At 48.8% G+C, this 19,217-nt stretch carries 21 protein-coding genes; 6 read left to right on the top strand and 15 right to left on the bottom strand.

The window, feature by feature from the left end; all coding sequences use genetic code 11:
- Positions 1-121: 121 nt before the first annotated feature.
- The 6 genes from R9X49_RS04045 to R9X49_RS04020 form a co-directional block, all read right to left on the bottom strand.
- Complete coding sequence (locus tag R9X49_RS04045) at positions 122-1,090, bottom strand: sugar-binding transcriptional regulator (RefSeq protein ID WP_015697025.1); 969 nt, start codon at positions 1,088-1,090, stop codon at positions 122-124.
- Positions 1,091-1,288: 198 nt separating this feature from the next.
- Positions 1,289-1,600: a hypothetical protein gene (locus R9X49_RS04040; protein WP_046373124.1), complete on the bottom strand. Its 312-nt coding sequence runs from the start codon at positions 1,598-1,600 to the stop codon at positions 1,289-1,291.
- Between the two features lie 223 nt (positions 1,601-1,823).
- Positions 1,824-2,585 carry a thiol:disulfide interchange protein DsbG gene (gene dsbG / locus R9X49_RS04035; protein WP_032693652.1) on the bottom strand — a complete coding sequence of 254 codons (762 nt, stop codon included), beginning with the start codon at positions 2,583-2,585 and terminating at the stop codon, positions 1,824-1,826.
- A gap of 90 nt (positions 2,586-2,675) precedes the next feature.
- Positions 2,676-4,028 carry a glutathione-disulfide reductase gene (gene gorA / locus R9X49_RS04030; RefSeq protein WP_032693568.1) on the bottom strand — a complete coding sequence of 451 codons (1,353 nt, stop codon included), beginning with the start codon at positions 4,026-4,028 and terminating at the stop codon, positions 2,676-2,678.
- Between the two features lie 34 nt (positions 4,029-4,062).
- Complete coding sequence (locus R9X49_RS04025; protein ID WP_319847296.1) at positions 4,063-5,286, bottom strand: PatB family C-S lyase; 1,224 nt, start codon at positions 5,284-5,286, stop codon at positions 4,063-4,065.
- Positions 5,287-5,416: 130 nt separating this feature from the next.
- Positions 5,417-6,265: a DMT family transporter gene (locus tag R9X49_RS04020; RefSeq protein ID WP_048284448.1), complete on the bottom strand. Its 849-nt coding sequence runs from the start codon at positions 6,263-6,265 to the stop codon at positions 5,417-5,419.
- A 187-nt stretch (positions 6,266-6,452) separates the two neighbouring features.
- Here R9X49_RS04020 and R9X49_RS04015 point away from each other — a divergent pair, with 187 nt between their 5' ends.
- A complete protein-coding gene (locus R9X49_RS04015; protein WP_032693565.1) occupies positions 6,453-6,947 on the top strand; it encodes a thioredoxin family protein in 495 nt (164 codons plus the stop codon).
- Between the two features lie 244 nt (positions 6,948-7,191).
- Here the strand turns inward: R9X49_RS04015 and R9X49_RS04010 are convergent, their stop codons facing one another.
- From R9X49_RS04010 to R9X49_RS03995, 4 genes are all read right to left on the bottom strand, one after another.
- Positions 7,192-7,944 (bottom strand): alpha/beta hydrolase family protein, encoded by a 753-nt coding sequence (locus R9X49_RS04010; protein WP_007374395.1) that lies wholly within the window; start codon positions 7,942-7,944, stop codon positions 7,192-7,194.
- Positions 7,945-8,029: 85 nt separating this feature from the next.
- Entirely contained in the window at positions 8,030-8,803 is a 774-nt protein-coding gene (locus tag R9X49_RS04005) for an SDR family NAD(P)-dependent oxidoreductase (RefSeq protein WP_044265962.1), read from the bottom strand.
- A gap of 62 nt (positions 8,804-8,865) precedes the next feature.
- Positions 8,866-9,567: a DsbA family oxidoreductase gene (locus R9X49_RS04000; protein ID WP_032693563.1), complete on the bottom strand. Its 702-nt coding sequence runs from the start codon at positions 9,565-9,567 to the stop codon at positions 8,866-8,868.
- 81 nt (positions 9,568-9,648) lie between these two features.
- Positions 9,649-10,755 (bottom strand): alkene reductase, encoded by a 1,107-nt coding sequence (locus R9X49_RS03995; RefSeq protein ID WP_048284449.1) that lies wholly within the window; start codon positions 10,753-10,755, stop codon positions 9,649-9,651.
- A gap of 368 nt (positions 10,756-11,123) precedes the next feature.
- Here R9X49_RS03995 and R9X49_RS03990 point away from each other — a divergent pair, with 368 nt between their 5' ends.
- The gene (locus R9X49_RS03990; protein WP_032693561.1) at positions 11,124-11,687 is read left to right on the top strand and encodes a YbhB/YbcL family Raf kinase inhibitor-like protein; all 564 of its coding nucleotides are present in this window, start codon (positions 11,124-11,126) and stop codon (positions 11,685-11,687) included.
- On the opposite strand, the gene R9X49_RS03985 is transcribed toward R9X49_RS03990, so the two are convergent.
- A complete protein-coding gene (locus R9X49_RS03985) occupies positions 11,671-12,516 on the bottom strand; it encodes a helix-turn-helix transcriptional regulator (RefSeq protein ID WP_051597164.1) in 846 nt (281 codons plus the stop codon). The two genes, R9X49_RS03990 and R9X49_RS03985, sit on opposite strands and share 17 nt — an antisense overlap.
- Before the next feature lie 288 nt (positions 12,517-12,804).
- On the opposite strand from R9X49_RS03985, the gene R9X49_RS03980 reads away from it, so the two are divergent.
- The gene (locus R9X49_RS03980) at positions 12,805-13,134 is read left to right on the top strand and encodes a thioredoxin family protein (protein WP_319848575.1); all 330 of its coding nucleotides are present in this window, start codon (positions 12,805-12,807) and stop codon (positions 13,132-13,134) included.
- 121 nt (positions 13,135-13,255) lie between these two features.
- On the opposite strand, the gene R9X49_RS03975 is transcribed toward R9X49_RS03980, so the two are convergent.
- Positions 13,256-14,575, bottom strand: a complete 1,320-nt coding sequence (locus R9X49_RS03975) for a 6-phospho-beta-glucosidase (RefSeq protein ID WP_319847295.1) — start codon at positions 14,573-14,575, stop codon at positions 13,256-13,258.
- 142 nt (positions 14,576-14,717) lie between these two features.
- Here R9X49_RS03975 and R9X49_RS03970 point away from each other — a divergent pair, with 142 nt between their 5' ends.
- The gene (locus R9X49_RS03970) at positions 14,718-15,620 is read left to right on the top strand and encodes a LysR substrate-binding domain-containing protein (protein WP_032693559.1); all 903 of its coding nucleotides are present in this window, start codon (positions 14,718-14,720) and stop codon (positions 15,618-15,620) included.
- 127 nt (positions 15,621-15,747) lie between these two features.
- Here the strand turns inward: R9X49_RS03970 and R9X49_RS03965 are convergent, their stop codons facing one another.
- The 3 genes from R9X49_RS03965 to R9X49_RS03955 form a co-directional block, all read right to left on the bottom strand.
- Positions 15,748-16,089, bottom strand: coding sequence for a carboxymuconolactone decarboxylase family protein (locus R9X49_RS03965; protein WP_032693558.1), 342 nt, complete (start codon positions 16,087-16,089; stop codon positions 15,748-15,750).
- A 16-nt stretch (positions 16,090-16,105) separates the two neighbouring features.
- Complete coding sequence (locus tag R9X49_RS03960; RefSeq protein ID WP_024359925.1) at positions 16,106-16,675, bottom strand: TetR/AcrR family transcriptional regulator; 570 nt, start codon at positions 16,673-16,675, stop codon at positions 16,106-16,108.
- Between the two features lie 183 nt (positions 16,676-16,858).
- On the bottom strand, positions 16,859-17,416 hold the full coding sequence (locus R9X49_RS03955; RefSeq protein ID WP_048284453.1) for an OsmC family protein: 558 nt from the start codon (positions 17,414-17,416) through the stop codon (positions 16,859-16,861).
- A 460-nt stretch (positions 17,417-17,876) separates the two neighbouring features.
- On the opposite strand from R9X49_RS03955, the gene R9X49_RS03950 reads away from it, so the two are divergent.
- Positions 17,877-18,596, top strand: a complete 720-nt coding sequence (locus R9X49_RS03950; protein WP_024359926.1) for a cupin domain-containing protein — start codon at positions 17,877-17,879, stop codon at positions 18,594-18,596.
- 21 nt (positions 18,597-18,617) lie between these two features.
- Complete coding sequence (locus R9X49_RS03945) at positions 18,618-19,193, top strand: DJ-1/PfpI family protein (RefSeq protein ID WP_024359927.1); 576 nt, start codon at positions 18,618-18,620, stop codon at positions 19,191-19,193.
- Positions 19,194-19,217 lie beyond the last annotated feature (24 nt).

The following is a 19,217-nucleotide window of genomic DNA, read 5'->3' as shown; positions in this document are numbered from 1 at the left end:
CTGATCTAAGTCATGAGGGTTTACAGAATGACTGATAGCAGTGCCTAATGCATGCCTGAGAGGAAGGTGATCAAGGGCGCGGGCTACGCCCCTGTTGCTGATGTTCCGGGATCTATTTCAATCAGGAATTGACAAGCTTCACCGCAGTATCGAAGTCAGTGATTAACACATCTAAAAGGCCTGACTTCAGTGAAGCGACGATGCCTTCATACTTCTGTTCTCCCCCCGCCACACCAATCACGGTTTTCGTGTTACGCAATTGTTCGGTTGAAATACCAAACCCAAGACGGCTCATCGGGCTATCAAGGATCTCGCCTTTACTGTTAACGAGAGTAATGCAGACATCCGCAGCGATATCTTTCTCAAACAGATTTTTTTGCCACGACTCGGGAAAAATATCACACAAACTGGATGAGCCCGTTTTCCAGGCGCCAATACCGGTGATGACAACATCCAGCTGAGAATAATATTGTTGGGTATCCACCACAGCCGGATCACTGGCCAGTTTTTGGGCCAGGCTTTCATCATCCACCCACATCGGCACATACATAGGATGTGCCTTGCCCTGAGAGATAGTCGACAGTCTGTGGATAAGGTCGATCGGGCCCTGGCTAAATTCAATGCCCGGATGAACGCCAGATAGCTGAACAACATCTAATGCCGGCAAGCTGGTGAGTTGACTCACTGTGCTGGATAAAACGCGTCCCCAGGCAATACCAACCTTCATTCCCTCAGCGAGATTATTGTTGAGATAACTTGCAGTGATACCCCCCAGCTTCTCATTCAGTTCTTCCTGATTGGACCAGGATTCTGACACGGAAAGCACGATTGCCTTCTGCAGACCATACTTTCCGCAGAGATTAAGTGCGATCTCTTCGTCAAGCAGTTGCTGCTTTGGAAAGAGAAACTTCACATACTCTTCCTTTATTGCCTCATCGATAAGACGCGCCGCTTTAAATCTCGAAATCTCGAGTTCTTCAGCAATCTCAGTTTTGGTCTTCATCTCAACAAAGTAACGTCGGACGACGAGAGAATAGATATAGCGGGGATCGTAACCTGACCAGCGGCTGTTTTTTATACGTTTAGGCATAGAGCATTCCATCTTCATCCAAAGACAATATCAGCTGAGTTAAACTGTTACCCCTGCAATTTACTCATAAGAGTACACTTTTACCTGCTCTTTTGACATGAGCAAATGAGTCTTATCTTTTGGCGGTGTGATAGCTGACACATCTGATGATAATGGGTGAAGAGACCAGAGTTTTTTAGACGGTGGCAAGGCTTTACATTATGTGCTCTCAATCAGTGACGCTGTGGCCTGTGATTTCTGTTTTTTGGCGTGAAACGGGTTACATTGCTCATGTGTTCCTCGCAGATAAAAATGCCCATCGGGTGCGGCCTGAGTTCCACCGGGACAACCATTCATCCCAGATTTTCCGTTTTTTCCATTAAGACCAGCCCCACCGTTTTGATTAACGATTACCACGGATCCCCCTTTTCCTCCAGTTCCGCCTTTCCCGCCTTCACCTCCCTGACAGGCAAACGCTATAACGGAAAATCCCGTTAAAAAAAGATAAGAAAACAATTGAGCTCTGTTCATGTCTTTTCTCCAGGTTGCATCGGGTTTCGTTAGTTAGGGTAGCTGATTTACATTTCAATCCGTTCACTTTGCGCTGCGCCATTCTAAAGCAGTACAAAACACATAGCGAAAAGATCTGATAGCCACATAAGCACAAGATAAAAATAGGATTTTAAGGGGTGTACTCATAAAATCCCCACATCCATGTGTGAATTTACCCATTTCGCAGCCAGTGACTCAGAAACTATTTACACGCTATAAGATTGGCCATCTGTTCCTGGTCCGGCAGACCGACGATCTGTTGAAGCATGTTGGCGTGGTTAAGATAATAAATTGCTGGCGTACCGCTTGCCCCCACATCTTCCATCAATTTCTGGTTGTATTGGATCTGCGAGAAAATCGGCTGCGGCGTTTTCTCCAAAAGTGCAGGCTTGTTTTTGCCACCCGACAACTCGAAATCCTGCCAGACCTTCGCGGGGTTTTCAGAAGACAATATCGCAGCCGCGTAACGGCCACTGTCGGGCTGCATGACACCCACTAACTGCGTTTTCAAAGCGATTTTATTGTCCTTAATATAGGGCTGCACGTCCTGTCTGAATTTTGTACAGTAAGGACAGAAGGGATCGGCAAACACAACAATCTGGCAATTTGCATTATTACTGCCTTCCGTGATACCGGCAGCTTTGGACAGTGTTTTCCACATCTCGCGGCCAGCAGGGATGTAAATCTCCTCTTTTATGACCTGTTCGCTGAGGTTACTTCCATTCTCATCGTACATATAACCTGATATGGCATGTTTTTTATCGGGGGTCAGATAAATTGTCACCCCCGTTCCCTGATATTTTCCCAACCAGCCCTGGACCCCGCCTGGAGCCGTGAAGGGTTTGATTATTTCTATACCTTGTTTTTCCAACTGCTTGACCGGTGCGGGAAGCGCTGCGGGCGTTGCTGCCTGAACCTGCGAGCCGATAAGTGCAGCAGATAACGCGAGGATGTATTTGTTCATTCTTATCTCAATATAATACGTACTCATTACGGGCCGTTGTTTAACAAACCTCCGGCCCTCCCGTCACGTGCTAAATGGCACTACTCACCCTTATCTCATCGTGACAAATTCTTCTGCCGCAGTTGGGTGAATTGCCACGGTATTGTCGAAGTCTCTCTTCGTTGCTCCCATTTTCAGCGCAACAGCAAAGCCTTGCAGTATTTCATCCATGCCTAAACCGATACCGTGGATACCGACGATTTTCTCTTCCAACCCCACACATACCAGCTTCATGCGGGATGGCTGGCGATGACGCGTCACGCCGGTGTACATGGCGGTAAAAGATGACTGATAAACTTTCACCTGATCATCACCATATTCCTCACGCGCCTGGGGTTCAGTCAGGCCAACGGTACCTATTGTTGGGTGGCTAAAGACGACTGTGGGGATATTGTTGTAATCCAGATACTCATCCGGCTTGTTGTTAAACAAGCGTTCTGAAAGGCGACGGCCCGCAGCAACAGCTGCCGGTGTTAACTCAACCGCACCGGTATTATCACCCACCGCGTAAACACCCGGCACGTTGGTATTCTGATATTTATCAACTTTGACGTACCCTTTTTCATCGAGTTCAACACCCGCCATCTCAACGTTCAACTTGTCATTGGCTGGCTCACGGCCAATCGCCCAGATCAAACAGTCAACCGTTTGTTCACGACCATCTTCCAGCTTCAGTGTCAGGCTGCCGTCCTGGTTTTTGACCACTGCAGTGGGGATCGCTTGGGTGTGCAACGTTGGGCCTTCGACGTTCATGACTTCAACCAGTGTTTCTGTGAGCAACGGGTCAAAACTGCGCAAAGGCGCATGCTTACGTACGAACAAATGGGTTTTTGACCCCAATGCATTGAGAACACCTGCCAGTTCAACAGCAATGTAGCCTGCACCAACAACTGCAGTGCGCTCCGGTAGCGCCTCAAGCGCAAAAAAACCATCTGAATCAATTCCGTATTCCGCCCCCGGAATAGAGGGATGGCTAGGGCGACCACCGGTGGCTATCAATATATGGTCAGCGGTAATCGTTTCCCCGTTGACCTCCACCGTATGTCCGTCCACAAACCGGGCAAAACCTTTGATGACATCTACCTTGTTTTTACCTAACACATTTTCGTATGAAGTATGAATACGATCGATATAGGCACTGCGGTTTTTTAGCAAGTTAGTCCAGTCGAGGCGGTTTAATGTGGTATCGAAGCCATAGTCTGGGCCATAAAGATGAATGGCCTCTGCGATTTGCGCAGCGTGCCACATTATTTTTTTCGGTACACACCCCACATTGACGCAAGTCCCGCCCAACTCCCGCGCTTCTATCAAAGCGCATTTCTGCCCATACATCGCCGCACGGTTGATTGAGGCGATACCACCGCTACCACCACCAATCGCGATATAGTCATAGTGTTTCGTCATTTTGTTCTCCAGGCAGCATCGCTGCGGTCATCGTTCAGGTAGCATCGCCAGAACTCGCACTCAATGCCTTGCTTATACGGTTGAGCCCCTCAGCAAGCATAGCGCGTGGACAAGCCAGATTAAGGCGGATGTGCCCGTCGCCGTTACTGACAAACATTTGCCCCCCTTCAAGCAATACACCCGCATGTCTGGCAAAAAAGAGGGTTACTTCTTCCTGATTACTGTCATCTACCAGACGAGAGATATCAATCCAGGCAAGATAAGTCCCTTCCGGAATGATAAAACGGGCCAGCGGATGATATGTCCCTAGGTAGTCCTGCAGAAAACGGAAGTTCTCGTCAATGTAGTGCCAGACCTGAGTCAACCACTCATCGCACTCGGACCAGGCGGCCTTGTTAGCCACCAGGCTCAGCGGAGAGATAAAATCATCATGCAGGCGAAGCCATTCGGCTCTCACTGAGGCATCAGGGATCATGATGTTTGCAAGCAGGTTACCCGCCAGGTTGAACGTTTTGCTGGTCGACATGCAGGTGATAATTTTATGATTTTCAGGAAAAATTGACGCGGCGGGGATATGCGTGACGCCCGAGCGGGATAAATCACAGTGGATTTCATCAGAAATAACCCACACATCATGTTTAAGGCATAACGCTATCATTTTCTGCAACTCATCACGTCGCCAAACTCGCCCGGTGGGATTATGCGGGTTACAGAGAAAGAAGGCTTTAATTCGCTGCTGGTCATCGCTCAGGGCTTGTTCCATTGCCTCAAAATCTACCGCCCAGTGGCCTTCGTTATTTCTAAGCGGGCAATCGACGACGCGACGACCGCTATAGTCCCCGGCTTTTTTAAACGGTGCGTAAGAAGGGGTCAGGATGAGGATGCTATCTTCTTCGTGGGTGAGTAACGGCACCAATCGGTTAAGCGCAGGGATAATACCGGGGGAGAAAACAATGCTTTCTTCCTGAAACCGGTATCCGTAATGCCTTTCACACCAGGCCCCAAAAATCTCATAGTAGTCCCTGTCATAAACGCGGGTGTAGCCAAGAATTTTTTTATCTAACCGGGAACGTATGGCTTCAAGCACCGGCTCGGGTGTGGAAAAAGCCATATCTGCTACCCAGAGGTTTATAAAACCATTCGCCGGTACTTCCGGCGCGGGGCCTTCATGGGCACCAAACATATATTCACGCCAGCCGTCGACGGTTAAGCTGTCTGTCCCTGCTCTGTCCACTGCTTCATCAAAATCGTATTTCATAGAGGTTACCCGATTAGTTTATCCAAAGAGGTCACAGCGTCACTGATTTTGCTAACGATTAGATATTCCTTTGCTTTAAAACCTAAAAAACCATTTGCAGAGTGATCAAGTCATCACTGGCACGTTGATATCAGTGTCGTATTTTCTGACCCGGTGCCTTGATCACCAACAGAATGCCCGCAAGGACTGCCAGCGTTGAAAATGCCATTCTGAGGCTCAGTGACTCGCCCAAAAATGTTACGCCTCCCAGCATCGCCAGACAGGGCACACTCAACTGAACCGTACTGGCTGCAACAGACTCAAGACGAGGTAAAAGTGAATACCAGAGTACATAGGCTCCGGCAGAAGCACCGGCACCAGAGAGTATTGCCAGGACAATTCCGATACCGTCGAAGTGCGCTCCCTGGCTAATGAACGGCGACAACACCAGGGCAAAAGGTACAGCAAGGATGAAATTTGCCGCAGTGGCCTGCGCTGCGCTGGGAGAGCGCTTTCCGCAAAGGGTATAAGCCGCCCAGGCAAGGCCTGAAAGCGCCATCAGAACAGCGCTGCCCAACGGGGGCGCTTTGGCACCAGGTAAGAGAAGAGCAGCCATGCCGGCTACAGCCAGCCCAAGCCCCGTTGCTCTGGAAAAAGACAGCCTTTCCCCATGGAAAAGGCCATGAGCCACCATCGCCAGTTGCACAACGCCAAACAAGAGCAAAGCACCTGTTCCTGTATCCAAATGGATATAGGCAAGGGAGAAACACAGGGCGTAGGCCATAAGAAAGAACCCGCTTTTCAAGCTCCAGACGCCCTGCTTTTTCCCCTCACGTCTCAACAACAGTGGTAACAAGACCACCGCCCCGCTCATCAGGCGAAGGTCACTGAACGTCACCGGGTCAATATGTTCGCCTTTCAACGCAATCCGACAGAGCACAGAATTGGCTGCGAATGCCATCATTGCTATCACTATCTTGAATCCAACAGACCGCCCCATCAGCGTGACGCCTCAAAATTAATAAATTACGTGATAATCTATCAATTAGTAGGTAGGATGGCAATATCTACTTATGGTAGCCAGACACTAAAATGGTACCCCTTTTCAGGTCATGCCTGGAGCATTGACCTTTATCATTGCCAGATTTATGTGAAGCCGTAGACCCGCTACTAACAAAGGAGAACATATGCAAGATTTCAACGTACTGCTCGAAGCAGCATCAGATTATAACGAATTTGTTGGCAGCGGAGCAGAAGAAGACCGCAACGCATTGCGGCATTTTGAGGGGCTTGCCAACGAGGCATTACCTGACGATGTCATTAGTAAGCTCTCGCAACTTCCGGGTTCGTACAGCATTCTGGTAGCTGCTGAAATGTGGTGCCCCGACTGCCATAAAAACTTGCCTGTAATCCATGCCATTGCCGCGTCAGCGCCAGCAATACGTCTGGGTATTATCACCCGCGACAAGGCTGAAGCCGTCTTTAAGGCACACTTTGGTGTCGATAAAGTCAAAATTCCGTTTGCCGTGGTACTGGATGAGAACGCGACTCCGCTGGGGCAGTTTATTGAACGACCTGAAAATGCTACCGGCAAGAATGGAGAAGTGAGCGAGAGGTACAAAAACGGTGAGCTTCTGGTCGATACCGCCCGCGAAGTGACTTCAATTTTTCCAAGAAAATAAGAGAGCGTTAAAGTTAAATTAATTGAATCTCAACTTGAAGGTAATAAACCTGGAAGTTGAGCAATGCCAGGGAAATAATAAAAATAAACCATAGCAACAATGCCCTTAGCCCTGCATCTAAGCAGGGCTTTTTTCGCGTAAAGAAAGCATGCTACGCAGTCTTGTATGTGCAACCAAAATGCTACGCCCGTTTATTCAGTGGCCAACGATAGCACCTGCAGCTTCACGAAGCTTTACACGCCCTTTAAATGTAAGCAGAACTCCAGGCAACGATAATCCCGGCAACATATTCCGCATCCTGAGGATGCGTCAGAAGATGATCTGCTTCACCCAGTGAGATAAAGCTTTTGGGGTGTCTGGCGGCTTTAAAAATTTTCTCTGCCTGTTCAATCAGCACGGTATCATCATTGGGAGCATGAAAAATCAGCAGCGGCTTATTCATGGTAAATACCTTCTCCGCTATTTTATGCTCCTGAATGTTATCCAGCATTTGCTTTTTGAGCGTGAATACCCGGCCTGCAAGCTCTACCGGGAAAGCGCCATGGTTCCTGATATCTTCGATATTGTCTTTGAACAACCGCTGTACATGCGTCAATTCGCCTGGCGAACCGATGGTTACGACCGCTCTGGCTTCAGGCACTTTGGCTGCAATAGAGAGGATTGCCGAACCGCCAAGGCTGTGACCAATCAGCAGCGAAGGAGCCTCGTATTCCCGACGAAGATAATCGACCGCGCACAGCAGGTCAGAAATATTCGAGGAAAAATTGGTATTGGAAAAATCGCCTTCGCTGTTGCCTAACCCGGTGAAATCAAAGCGAAGCACCGCAATTGAATTTTCTGTCAGTTTCCTGGCAATGCGTGCAGCACCTTTCAGATCCTTCCCGCAGGTAAAGCAGTGCGCCAACAGGGCAAAGGCTTTTGGATTTTCTGGCAATTCAAGCAACCCGGCAAGTTCCTCACCTTCTGCATTTTTGAAGGTAAATTTCAATTTTTTCATTATGTTAACTTTCAGAATGGTTGAATTACAAGCAAGATACCTATCAGCCGCCCCATCATGGGGCGGCTGATAGGTTACGACGAGCTTATCTGCGAACGGCCATGATACCGGCATCGACATCCCAGATGGCGCCAGTCACCCAAGAGGCTTTGTCGGACAACAGGAAGAAGATGGTATTGGCCACATCTTCCGGCGTACCGACACGCCCCAGCGGATGGAAAGCGTTCAGCGATTGCATTGCGCCGGCAATGTCTTCTTTCGCCATGAAGCCTTCATAAATCGGGGTATGCACGATCCCTGGCGAGACCGCGTTCACGCGGATACCCGCACTGGCCAGCTCAATGGCCAGGTTGCGTGTCAAGGCGTGGAGACCGGCTTTGGCCATGGAGTACGCGGAAGCCGGTGAGTCGCCGAGTGCGGCTTGCGCGCCAATGGAGCCCACGTTCACAATCGCCCCTTCACGGCCGTCGGCCAGCATGTTCTTCACCACGTCCTGTGTGATGAAGAAGGTTGCCCGGTTCAACATCAGGTACATGTCGTAATCGGCTTCCAAATGCTCGGTAAAGCCTTTCGGCATGAAGATCCCGGCCGCATTGACCATCAGGCTAATATCGCGATGATTAGCATTAATCTCCTGACGAATGGCGTTCATGCCCTCTTCGGTCATCAGGTTTGCCGCAATCACGGACACGGAACCCAGTGGGCTCAGCTCTTTCTGAACCGCTTCTGCCTTGTCTTTTTTATTGCCCGTCAGTACCACGCTGCCACCGGCTTTCAGCACCATACGCGCCGTTTCCAGACCCATGCCGCTGGTGCCACCCACGACAAGCAGTTTTTTGCCTTTAAAGTAATCGCTCATTTTGAACTCCGTTATTTGCAGGGTAGATTTGCCGGCAGTCAAGCAGCCGGCTCGTTCAGATTTCAGATGCTGCAACCGTCAGCGCCGCAGGTCTGGCCGTCGGTTTTTGCCAATTCAGCCGCTTTTTCTTCCCAGACTTGCTTCAACGCGTTCAGGAAGTTGTCCGCAGATTGCGCGCCGCTGATGGCATATTTTTCATTGAGCAGGAACAGCGGGACACCGCTGACCCCGATCGACCGGGCATGGGCTTCATCTTCAGCCACCGATGCTCGGAAGGCCTCATTGGCAAGGGCACTTTCAGCGTCGGCTCTGGACATGCCCACTTCGGTAGCTAACGCAATGAGCTCCTGCGGATCGAAAATGGAACGCCCCTCAGTCACACTGGCCCGATAAAACCGTTCTGCCATGGCGTCGCCCATATTGGCGTGACGTGCAGCCGCGAGCAGCGTATGGGCATCTTCGGTATCGCCAAAGAGCATGGTGTCAAAGTTATACTGGAGCCCTTCTGCCTTACCGGCCGTGCCCACCTGATTCATCATCAGTTCCGCCCCATGTTCCCCGCCAAACTTCTTGTAAAGGGCTTTGCGGAACGGCACGGCAGGCCGGTCGCCGGAAATACGGAAACTGTGGTGGCGGACCACGACCTGTTCCTTGTGTTCAAAGGCGGCAAGGCCCTGTTCGAAACGCTTTTTGGCAATCCAACACCAGGGGCAGACCAGATCTGACCAGATATCTATCGTAATAATCGGCTTAAGGGTTTGCATATTGGCTCCTGAATACCCCATTAATGTCGTCTGGCGGTGCCTCTTTATGTGGGCACCGCAAATACCACCAGCTACGTGGCGTTAGTTGGCTTCCCAGGCGGGATAATCGGTGTAGCCTTTTTCCGGCGACCCCGTCACGCCGTAATACGTCGTGCGATCGCTTTCAGCCAGCGGCCAGCCGTTCTGCATTCTTTCGACCAGATCAGGGTTGGCGATGTACGGCACGCCAAACGCAACAAGATCCAGTTCGTCTGCCTCAAGTGCGGTTTCGGCAATCTCGCGGGTGAAGCCGCCGGCGGCAATAACGGTGCCCCCCAGAGTTTTACGGAACGCGGCTTTGAAACCGGCAGGTACCGGTGCCTGGGTATAAACAGGTTGATAATAGAGGTGCACATAAGCCAGCTCACGTTGGCCGAGGGCCGCAGCGATACTGGCCCAAATCTCTTCTTCACCTTCATAAGGCGCCAGGTCGTAAATCCGCCCGAACGGTGAAATGCGCAAGCCCACCTTATTGCTACCAATAGCCGCAGAGATGGCATCAACCGTTTCCAGCAGGAACCGCTGACGGTTTTCCACAGAGCCACCGTATTCATCAGTGCGAGGGTTCAGTTCACTGCTGAGGAACTGGTCGAAAATGAAGCCGTTAGCCGCCATGATTTCCACGCCGTCAAACCCGGCCTCCATTGCCAGACGCGCTGAATGGACAAAGTCAGCGGTAACGCGTCGAACTTCTGCGGTTTCAAGCGCACGCGGCTGGCTTGGAACGACAGGCCCCGGTTCGCCAGACTCGTTCAGTGCAAAGACGGTGGTGTTAACCGCTTGTACGGTACCGGCGGAAACTGGCGCGATGTTGCCCGGCTGAATTGAGAGATGAGACATCCGGCCCACATGCCACAACTGAGCAAAAATACGACCACCCTTCGCATGTACCGCATCGGTCACTTTGCGCCAGCCCTGAACGTGTGCAGCGTTGTAGATCCCCGGGGTATACAGATAGCCGCGCCCTTCTTCAGAAACAGGCATGCCTTCGGTGATAAGCAGCCCCGCAGAGGCGCGCTGGGCGTAGTAAAGTGCAACGACGTCATCCGGCACGTCGTTCATTGTGCGGGTGCGGGTCATCGGGGCCATGACCACGCGGTTTTTTAACTGCATGCCTGACAGATTGTAGGGGGTGAACAACTTACTCATCGTATACCTCGCAAGGCGAAAGTGAGAAAAGCCCCGCTGGGGCCGGAGTTAATACTTAGCGGGCCGGGGAGCTGACGATCGCTTCCTGATGCCGGTTAAGCGTATGGCTGCACTATACCTACCTACTAGTTGATTGGTCAATAGGTAAAAGAACAAATCATGCTGTCCTTTTGTCACCGGAGACAGGCACAGGGAATGCTGTGTAAGGTGAGCTCCCGTCGGTGAGATGGTCGTCATCCTGTGAAATCAGGGAATTACAAATATCATTATTGGGCGTTATGGAGCTAAGACTGGCCGGTTCAGGGCGGCGAGGAGTCTTTCTCTCCCCTTATCATTGGGATATTAATCACCCCGATGGAGAAGAGTAAATGTCCAAACTTCACCTTACTGTTATCAGTACATTATGCCTGGCGTTGTCGAGCCAGGTCGCTTTTTCAGCCAGTTTTACGCTGACAAGTCATGAGCTTGAAAAAAACCGTTTCCCCGCAGCTCAGACCCTGAGTTCACCTTATGGATTTGGGTGCAGCGGTGGAAACCTTGCCCCCTCTTTTAACTGGAGTGGCGCGCCGGCAGGAACTCAAAGCTTCGCTCTCAAAATTTATGATAGGGATGCGCCGACAGGCCTCGGTTGGATCCACTGGCAGGTGGTGAATATTCCCTCATCTCTTCACTCGTTACCGGCTGGGATAACGGCGGATAACAAAAATCTCCCGCAAGGGGCTCTTCAGACCCGGACTGATTTCGGTATCCCGGGTTATGGCGGCCCTTGCCCGCCGAAGGGTGAAACGCACCGTTATGAGATTACGCTGACGGCACTTCGTGTCGACAAACTTCCGGGAATAACGGCGGACTCGACGCCCGCCCTGGTCGGCTTTATGGCAAAAGCGAACTCACTGGGCGAAGCCCATCTTCAGATTACGCAGGGCCGCTAACCGCAGCCAGGTTGCCGATAGCCTGGCCGGAAACCCGGACCAGGCTGGGGCTGAATCCGAAGCGAGTTCGAAATCTGGCGGCGAACTTAGACGGATTTTCATAGCCGACTTCCAGGGATATGCGGGTGACTGAAAGATCGGTCACCTGCAAAAGTGTCAGGGCGCGGCACATGCGAATGTCAGTCACCAGATGGGTGAATGACGTATTTTCGGCATGCAGATGGCGTCTCAGGGTGGTGGCCGACATACCCAATTCAGCCGCCACCTGCGCAGTATTCCAGTCTTGTGATATGTCTGCTGCAACGAGTTTGCGGATTTTTATCGCCAGTCCGGTATGTTGTTTCAGCGCGAAGAAAATTCGGTATTCATCCAGCCAACTCAGCATCTCTTCCATACGCCTGGCCACGATACTTTCAGGTATGTTTTCAGTATCTGTAATGGCCTCCGCAGTGTGATAAAAGGCCTGGCGAAAACTGTTGCCTGGCTCTGCCATTTTATTTGCTTCGTTCATGCTCATACGTGGGGCATGCATGAAGCAGTAGTTTTGGACGAAATCGGCACAAAAACTCAGCCATGATGCTTCGTACGTACCCGTTAAAGGTGATGGTGTATTGATGATATCAAAAGAGTGCCCCTCCCCGATGACCACCGCGTCCCCCGCTTCCAGCGTTATCTCCTCTTGCGCCCAGCGGATTATTTTCCTGCCATGGCGGACCAGGATGATTGTGGGTTCATCTATAGTGATATGGCACATCATCAGGGGCTGCGTATGCAGCACATGCGCTGTACTCCCCACATTAATACGACTGGATAATGTTCTTTCCATCATCGCCTTACGAAAAGGAATAGGCCTGCCCTGTAGGCCGACACTTTATGGATGGGCTTGCTTTTTTATAAAGTAATCCCGATTTTACAATACGTCAGTTTTCTCATTCAGATGGAGTGAAATATCATAATCCTCAGCACGCCGTCCACATAAGATGACGCTTATCCATTGATAAAACATGGCATTATCTTCGCTTAAGCACCTTTCTATCGATGATAGCTTTTTATGTTAATTAAACAAACCAACTAGTAGGTAGAATTACTATCAAGTTACATCCTGCAGGAGTGAATGATGCGTGAATTAACCCTTTACAATGAAGATAATTTTAGAGAAATCGAGAGGCATGAAGGGGTTGCGGTGGTGCGCTTCTCTGCCCCCTGGTGCCCACCTTGTCAGATGAGCGAAGACATTTTTAACCATTTTGCCGAGCAGATAGAAAGAGACGTCAAAGTCGGCAAAGTGAATGTGGATCTGGCACCGGTACTGACCACCAAATATGAAATTTGGGGACTGCCTTCCGTACTGATGTTCAAGGATGGGCAGTTGGTCCAGCGTATACCGGGTGTTAAATCGGCAGGGTTTTATCAGCAAGCATTGTCAGAGCTGAAAAAAGGGCAGTGATGCCATTTTATCTATGTTTAAAAAAGTCTCTTAGCGGTCTGATGCATCATCGGCAAGCGGTTACCTCTCGTTCAGAGTGATAACCGCTTTGTTATAAAATAACCGACCAGTCTGCTTAGCGTTATTTATTGCGTTGGAAGGCCGGCATCAACGCTTTGTTATGTTCGATCACTTCATCCAATGCATTTTCAAGCAGTTGACCGCTTTTGACTAGGGGATTAATAACCAAGGCACGCCATGCCGTATACCGATTACCACTGATGGCTGCCTCAATGGTCAATTGCTCAAAGCTTTTCATCAGTTGAATCAGACGAAGTACATCTTCCGGGAAAGGTTCGACATTCAGTGGTATCGGTCCAGAACGGGTGATCATTGAACTGACCTCAACCGCACAGTCATCCGGCAGGCCCGCAATCGCACCATCGTTTCGCGTATTGACATGCATGATGATGCGTTTGTCGTTATATATTGCGCTCATCAATTCACATGCCGCATCCGAATAGTACTGCCCTCCCCGACCTTCCAGCGCTTTCGGTTTCTCGGCGAGTTCCGGGTTTCGATAAATTTCGAATAGTTCTCTTTCGAGCTCCTTTACGATCTCACCACGAGTCCCTTCCCCTTGTGCTTCGCCAAGCTCCTGACGGTACATGTCGTCGCTCATGTAGTAATAACGCAGGTAGGGGCAAGGTATCATTCCCATATTCGCCAACAACCGATCCGGCCATTTGAAAGGAGGAATATTTTTAGGCACCAACGGATCATTCCCCTCTGAAATCAGCTCAATGACCTGAGGAAGCTTATCCTTACCCTCATGATAAATATGGCGCGCAAAAATGAAGTGATTAAGTCCCGCGACCTGCATGATAAATTCATTGATATCGCTGACACCTAAAGCACTGGCAATACCCTTTTGCATAATAACAGGCACGTTGCACAGCCCTACGGTTTTGACTGTGCTGTGTTTCAGTATCGCTTCAGTGACCATTCCCGACGGGTTGGTGAAGTTCAGCAACCAGGCATCCGGGCACAGTTGTTCCATTTCTTTCGCTATAGCCAATGCAATCGGGATAGTGCGGCATGCATTGGCAAATCCACCCAGACCATTGGTCTCCTGACCGATCATGTCGTATTTCAGCGATATCCTTTCGTCGCTGATCCGTGCGTCCAGGCAGCCGGCCCTGAACTGAGAACAAACAAAATCGGCACCGAGCAGTGCTTCTGTGCGGTCAAGGGTTTCATAAACCGGTATATCCAGCCCATTTTTTTCCAGCATCCGTCGGGTGAGGCCCGCGATAATCGACATTTTTTCACGGCCATCCTCAATATCAACCAGCCATAACTCGCGGATCGGAAATTCATTTTGACGCTTGATAATGCCTTCCATCAGTTCAGGTGTGTAGCTTGAACCCGCTCCAATAACCACTAACTTAAGACCCTTCATTAGATATTCCCCTCATCGTTGTTGTCAGGACGTCTGTTGGGCCAATTAAAGAGGACAAGGGGCTTAGTGGACAAACGATCAATTCCGGGGTAAGCATTACTGTAAATAATGCATAAGAGAAAATTAAGAAGGAAAATGATGAATGCTCGCTCAACAGAACATACTGGCACTATTGCATACGTTTGAAACGGCAGCACTGCATATGAGCTTTACTAAGGCGGCGACTACTCTCAATCTGACGCAAGGGGCCGTTAGCCAACGCATTCGTTCTCTTGAATCCATGCTCGGATTCAGACTGTTTATTAGAATGACCAGAAAGCTTCAGTTGACCGATGAAGGGGAGCGTTTACTTGGCGTACTCGCGTTTTCACTTAAACGCATCAGTGATGAAATAGAAGATATTCGCGTGCAGGGGCTGAGAGGAACCTTGTCTGTCGGCCTTCCACCTACCTTCGCTTTTCTCTGGCTGATGCCGCGCTTACCGGTATTTACCGAACGGTGGCCGGGGCTGAATATCAATTTCAGAGTGAGAGCCGGTCTGGTAGATTTTAATCTCGAACGAGTAGATGTCGCTATCTACTACAGTAATCTGAAATACCCCGATCTCTACTGCGAACGGTTATCTGAAGAGACGCTGGTTCCCGTCTGTATTCCATCTCTTGCAAAAAAAATCAGGCAAGCAAACCATTGGTTAGCTGAAGTCCCATTCATTCATACGTCTGAATCCGTTGACTCCCAGAATGTTTTTTCCGAATGGCGAGAATGGTGCAGGGAGTCTGGCAAAAACCTGCCTGTTGAAGATAATTTTTTGAGCTTCAACAATTGTCAGATGTCTATTGAAGCGGCACTCAATGGCGGCGGTATCATCATGGGCAGAAAACGACTCATTCGACATTACCTCGATGAGGGCCGACTGATTGCCCCTTTTGAAATAGAAATACCCGCCGGGCGAGGATATGACCTCATTATGCCACGAGAAAACCTTAACCGACCGGGCGTTCAGGCTTTGGCCGAATGGGTAAGAAATGTGTTTAACGAGGAATAAAGTCTGTTTTCGTTCTGATAAAGGGCAATGTAAGCCATATCAGACCTAATGCCAGAGAGCATGATGAAAATGTATGTCAGAAGTGAAAAAAGGGCAGTCATGCCCTTTTATATTTTCAACGCGATAACTATTGCGCTTTCAGTTGCTTAATCGCATCCAGCGTACGTGCGGAATAGACAACGGCAGCGCCTGCATTCAGGTTGATTGCCACACCCAGGGCTTCAGCAATTTCTTCTTCTGTGGCGCCAGCTTTAACGGCAGCTTCGGCATGGACGGCGATGCAACCATCACAGCGAGTCGTCACCGCACAAGCCAGTGCAATCAGTTCACGCACTTTCGCGCCCAGGAGGTTGGTCTTATTGCCGGCGTTGCCCAAAGCCATGACGCCTTTTAGTGTTTCCGGGGTCAACTTACCCAGATCACCAACACGTTGCATCACTTCTGAGCGGTATTCATTCCAATCTAACATGGGGTCATCTCCAGAATTATTTTCTTTTAACAATCATTAGGATCTGTTCAAGCGTATCGTTGAAAAGCTCAGGCTTATTAATCGCCCGGGAAACAACGCTAGCGCCCTCGCATAAATTCAAAATAAGCAGAGCCATTTTTGATGGCAGCAGGTCAGCAGTCAGCTCCCCTGCATCAACACCACGGCTGACAATCTTGGTCAACCAGGCAATCTGCATATCGAAATATTCGGTCGCCTGTACTCTGATATTCGGTGGCAGATTGGCCATTTCCGAAGACAAAGCACAGCACAGCGGCATACGCGACGTGCGATAGCTTTCGATGAAAAGCTCTACGTAGGCGGTAAGCATCTGCGCAACCGTATTCTCCGTCGCTTCAATCTGTTCAAATCGGTTTTTGGTATCGGTATGGGCCTGAATCACCACTTGTTCGCCCAAAACGTCTTTGGTTGGGAAGTGGTGATGAATACTGGCCTTAGTGATACCAATGCTCTTTGACAAATCAGCATAGCTGAATGCAGAGTAACCCCGTTCGCGCATCAGATGGTCCGCTTCATTCAGAAGCCTTTCTCGTGTCATGACTGACATATAATCCTCACAATTATAATCTACTAGTTGGTAGATATTATCTGCGCCTGTTGTTCCCTGCAAGGGGACATCAGTTCACAACAGTAATTTAACCTTCTCTGATAACGCGTTTTGGTCGGAGTTAATAGCCATCAGGCAGTAGGGAAATGACAGTGTTCAGGCATTTCCCTCTCTGAGCTTTACCTACACCAACCGAGTATCAATATTGACCGGGTTCGCCAACGTATCGTGGATCGGCGAGCTTTCTGGCAGTGCACGAACCATTTCTTCAAGCTGTTCACGGCTGGCGGTCGGACTGGAGAGCTTAACGCCAACACGGATCGCTTTCGCCCCGTTGCGAACTTTTTCGTCAAGACCCAGGAAACCGTTCAGATTAATGTCGAAGTTCAGGTCAAGTTCAATACCATCAAGCTCAATGCCCTTTTCTGCCGCCATCACAGTCAGAGTCGCGGTATAACAGCCGGCAAGTGCCTGCAAAATGTACTCAGCTGGGCCCATACCGCTATCAGTACCCGATAAATCAGCAGGTTCATCGCCAACATTAGCAAATTTTCCGGCGCGACTGGTATCAACCTGGCCGTTCTGGATAGTCGCATGAGTTTCCACACGGACGGATACCCCACCGTTGGATTTACTCTTCATGTTAAAGGTGAGATTGCCCAGCTCTGGCTGCTGGCGAATAGCTTCTCGTGTACCGCGAATAACATTAGCGTCAGCAAAAGGTTTTTTTGAATTAGTCATGACAACTCCTGAAGTGTCGAGTGATCTCAAAGATAAGGTTGGTGCCAAACGCAATCAACCTACTAGATGGTAGATTACTTTAAGATTGAGGTGTTGTCTACCACTATGGGGGCAACTTCTTAAGATAGAGCTACAAACAGGGACGTAAACGCTGCGATATCTACATTATGCGATGTATCGTGCTGACGTCCGAGTTCGGCATCTTGCTAAGCATCTTAATCGCTTGTGAGCTATGACCTCCTGACGGCATAGAATCTATGCATCTTTAACAGTACCCAAGTATAGAAGCATAGTTTTCAGTAATTATTGAGTATGAAGGACTGATCAAAAGAAACAATATAGGCAATCATCATAAAAGTTATTTCTCTCGTACTAAATAACCGTTATAGACTGAAATCACAGAACGATTGACCGAAGTGAAATCAACATTCAGCAATTCAATTAGCGGGGGAGCGACCATATGGAAATCCACAACCGGACTCCAAATGTATATGACTTGCTTGAAATAAACAAAATCCTACTTTCAACTTCAAATAATGGTGAGTCATTTGAGAAAGACTTACATCTCAATGGATTCATAGAAAAACCATGGGGATATGAGTATAGAGTTTATTGTGATTCTATTTTTGATGTATGGCGCCTTCATATATCAAAGAATCAATCCACTTCAATGCATTGTCATATACTCAAAGACACCGTCCTTATATGCCTACATGGTGATGGCGAGACCAGATTTCTTGATGGTACACATCAGGCGTTAAAATCTGGGGACAGCATATATATTGCAAAAGGTGTATTCCATCAGACTATTTCGGGAAAATCAGGCATCGAATTAATCGAAGTTGAAAATCCAAGAAACAAATTCGACTTACTCAGACTTAAAGATAATTATGGCCGGCAAAATATGGCATATGAAAAGAAATCACAGGAACATGATCTTTTACCTCCTTTGCAACAGATAGCTGCAGGCACATTGATCAGAGAACATGACCTACACAAATTAGCATACTTTTCCGTCAAAAATCTTGATAGAAAAATGTTGAATGACGAGGATGATTTTATTTTTATTTCATTAGATGTAAAAAGCCATCTAATGGGAAAGATTCATATCCTACGAGCTAAAGATGCCATCTCAGAAATGTACTGTGGTCAGAATGTATTTTTAATTAACGTCCCGTAACGCAATAAGAAGGAAAATAACATGTCTAATCCGACACGAGTAGTGATAATAACTGGTCCAGGTTTTCAGGATCACGATGTAGTTTATACTTACTATCGTTCTAAAGAGGAAGGATACGATATATCTATTGCAACAAAGGATGGAAGTGCAGTGACAGGGAAATATGGCATCACTGTTCCTATGGATAAAAGATCCAAAGACAATATTAATTTTGATCAACTCAACGCCACTGATTTTGATGCTGTTATTCTCACTGGCGGTCATGAAGCGCCTGATAGAGTTCGCCAAGATCAGAGAGTTAAAGATTTTCTAAAGCAGATGGTAATACAGGGGAAAGTTGTGGCTGGGCTCTGCCATGGTCCCTGGATTATGATTTCTGCCGGTATTCTAAGAGACAAACTCACCTGCGCTTATGTTGGTCTGAAAGACGATATGGTTAATTCCGGCGCCAATGTAATTGAAGCAGATGTAGTTGTCGACGGGAATATCATAACTTGCTCCTATTACGCTGAATGTGGAAAATTTATGCGTCAGACATTCGATGCAATAGATAGATGGAAGCGCGGCGAAACTCTTAAAGAACCGCTGGTGGTATAATTCGATGTTAATAGCAATGGATTT

The sequence above is a fragment of the Pectobacterium carotovorum genome (assembly GCF_033898505.1).
Taxonomy (GTDB): domain Bacteria; phylum Pseudomonadota; class Gammaproteobacteria; order Enterobacterales; family Enterobacteriaceae; genus Pectobacterium; species Pectobacterium carotovorum_J.
This window is presented reverse-complemented; position numbering and strand designations above follow the sequence as displayed.

Excerpts from the sequence above, each read along its gene's own strand:
- R9X49_RS04045 (WP_015697025.1), bottom strand. The coding sequence starts at position 1,090 with ATGCCTAAACGTATAAAAAACAGCCGCTGGTCAGGTTACGATCCCCGC.
- R9X49_RS04040 (WP_046373124.1), bottom strand. The coding sequence starts at position 1,600 with ATGAACAGAGCTCAATTGTTTTCTTATCTTTTTTTAACGGGATTTTCC.
- dsbG (WP_032693652.1), bottom strand. The coding sequence starts at position 2,585 with ATGAACAAATACATCCTCGCGTTATCTGCTGCACTTATCGGCTCGCAG.
- gorA (WP_032693568.1), bottom strand. The coding sequence starts at position 4,028 with ATGACGAAACACTATGACTATATCGCGATTGGTGGTGGTAGCGGTGGT.
- R9X49_RS04025 (WP_319847296.1), bottom strand. The coding sequence starts at position 5,286 with ATGAAATACGATTTTGATGAAGCAGTGGACAGAGCAGGGACAGACAGC.
- R9X49_RS04020 (WP_048284448.1), bottom strand. The coding sequence starts at position 6,265 with ATGGGGCGGTCTGTTGGATTCAAGATAGTGATAGCAATGATGGCATTC.
- R9X49_RS04015 (WP_032693565.1), top strand. The coding sequence starts at position 6,453 with ATGCAAGATTTCAACGTACTGCTCGAAGCAGCATCAGATTATAACGAA.
- R9X49_RS04010 (WP_007374395.1), bottom strand. The coding sequence starts at position 7,944 with ATGAAAAAATTGAAATTTACCTTCAAAAATGCAGAAGGTGAGGAACTT.
- R9X49_RS04005 (WP_044265962.1), bottom strand. The coding sequence starts at position 8,803 with ATGAGCGATTACTTTAAAGGCAAAAAACTGCTTGTCGTGGGTGGCACC.
- R9X49_RS04000 (WP_032693563.1), bottom strand. The coding sequence starts at position 9,567 with ATGCAAACCCTTAAGCCGATTATTACGATAGATATCTGGTCAGATCTG.
- R9X49_RS03995 (WP_048284449.1), bottom strand. The coding sequence starts at position 10,755 with ATGAGTAAGTTGTTCACCCCCTACAATCTGTCAGGCATGCAGTTAAAA.
- R9X49_RS03990 (WP_032693561.1), top strand. The coding sequence starts at position 11,124 with ATGTCCAAACTTCACCTTACTGTTATCAGTACATTATGCCTGGCGTTG.
- R9X49_RS03985 (WP_051597164.1), bottom strand. The coding sequence starts at position 12,516 with ATGATGGAAAGAACATTATCCAGTCGTATTAATGTGGGGAGTACAGCG.
- R9X49_RS03980 (WP_319848575.1), top strand. The coding sequence starts at position 12,805 with ATGCGTGAATTAACCCTTTACAATGAAGATAATTTTAGAGAAATCGAG.
- R9X49_RS03975 (WP_319847295.1), bottom strand. The coding sequence starts at position 14,575 with ATGAAGGGTCTTAAGTTAGTGGTTATTGGAGCGGGTTCAAGCTACACA.
- R9X49_RS03970 (WP_032693559.1), top strand. The coding sequence starts at position 14,718 with ATGCTCGCTCAACAGAACATACTGGCACTATTGCATACGTTTGAAACG.
- R9X49_RS03965 (WP_032693558.1), bottom strand. The coding sequence starts at position 16,089 with ATGTTAGATTGGAATGAATACCGCTCAGAAGTGATGCAACGTGTTGGT.
- R9X49_RS03960 (WP_024359925.1), bottom strand. The coding sequence starts at position 16,675 with ATGTCAGTCATGACACGAGAAAGGCTTCTGAATGAAGCGGACCATCTG.
- R9X49_RS03955 (WP_048284453.1), bottom strand. The coding sequence starts at position 17,416 with ATGACTAATTCAAAAAAACCTTTTGCTGACGCTAATGTTATTCGCGGT.
- R9X49_RS03950 (WP_024359926.1), top strand. The coding sequence starts at position 17,877 with ATGGAAATCCACAACCGGACTCCAAATGTATATGACTTGCTTGAAATA.
- R9X49_RS03945 (WP_024359927.1), top strand. The coding sequence starts at position 18,618 with ATGTCTAATCCGACACGAGTAGTGATAATAACTGGTCCAGGTTTTCAG.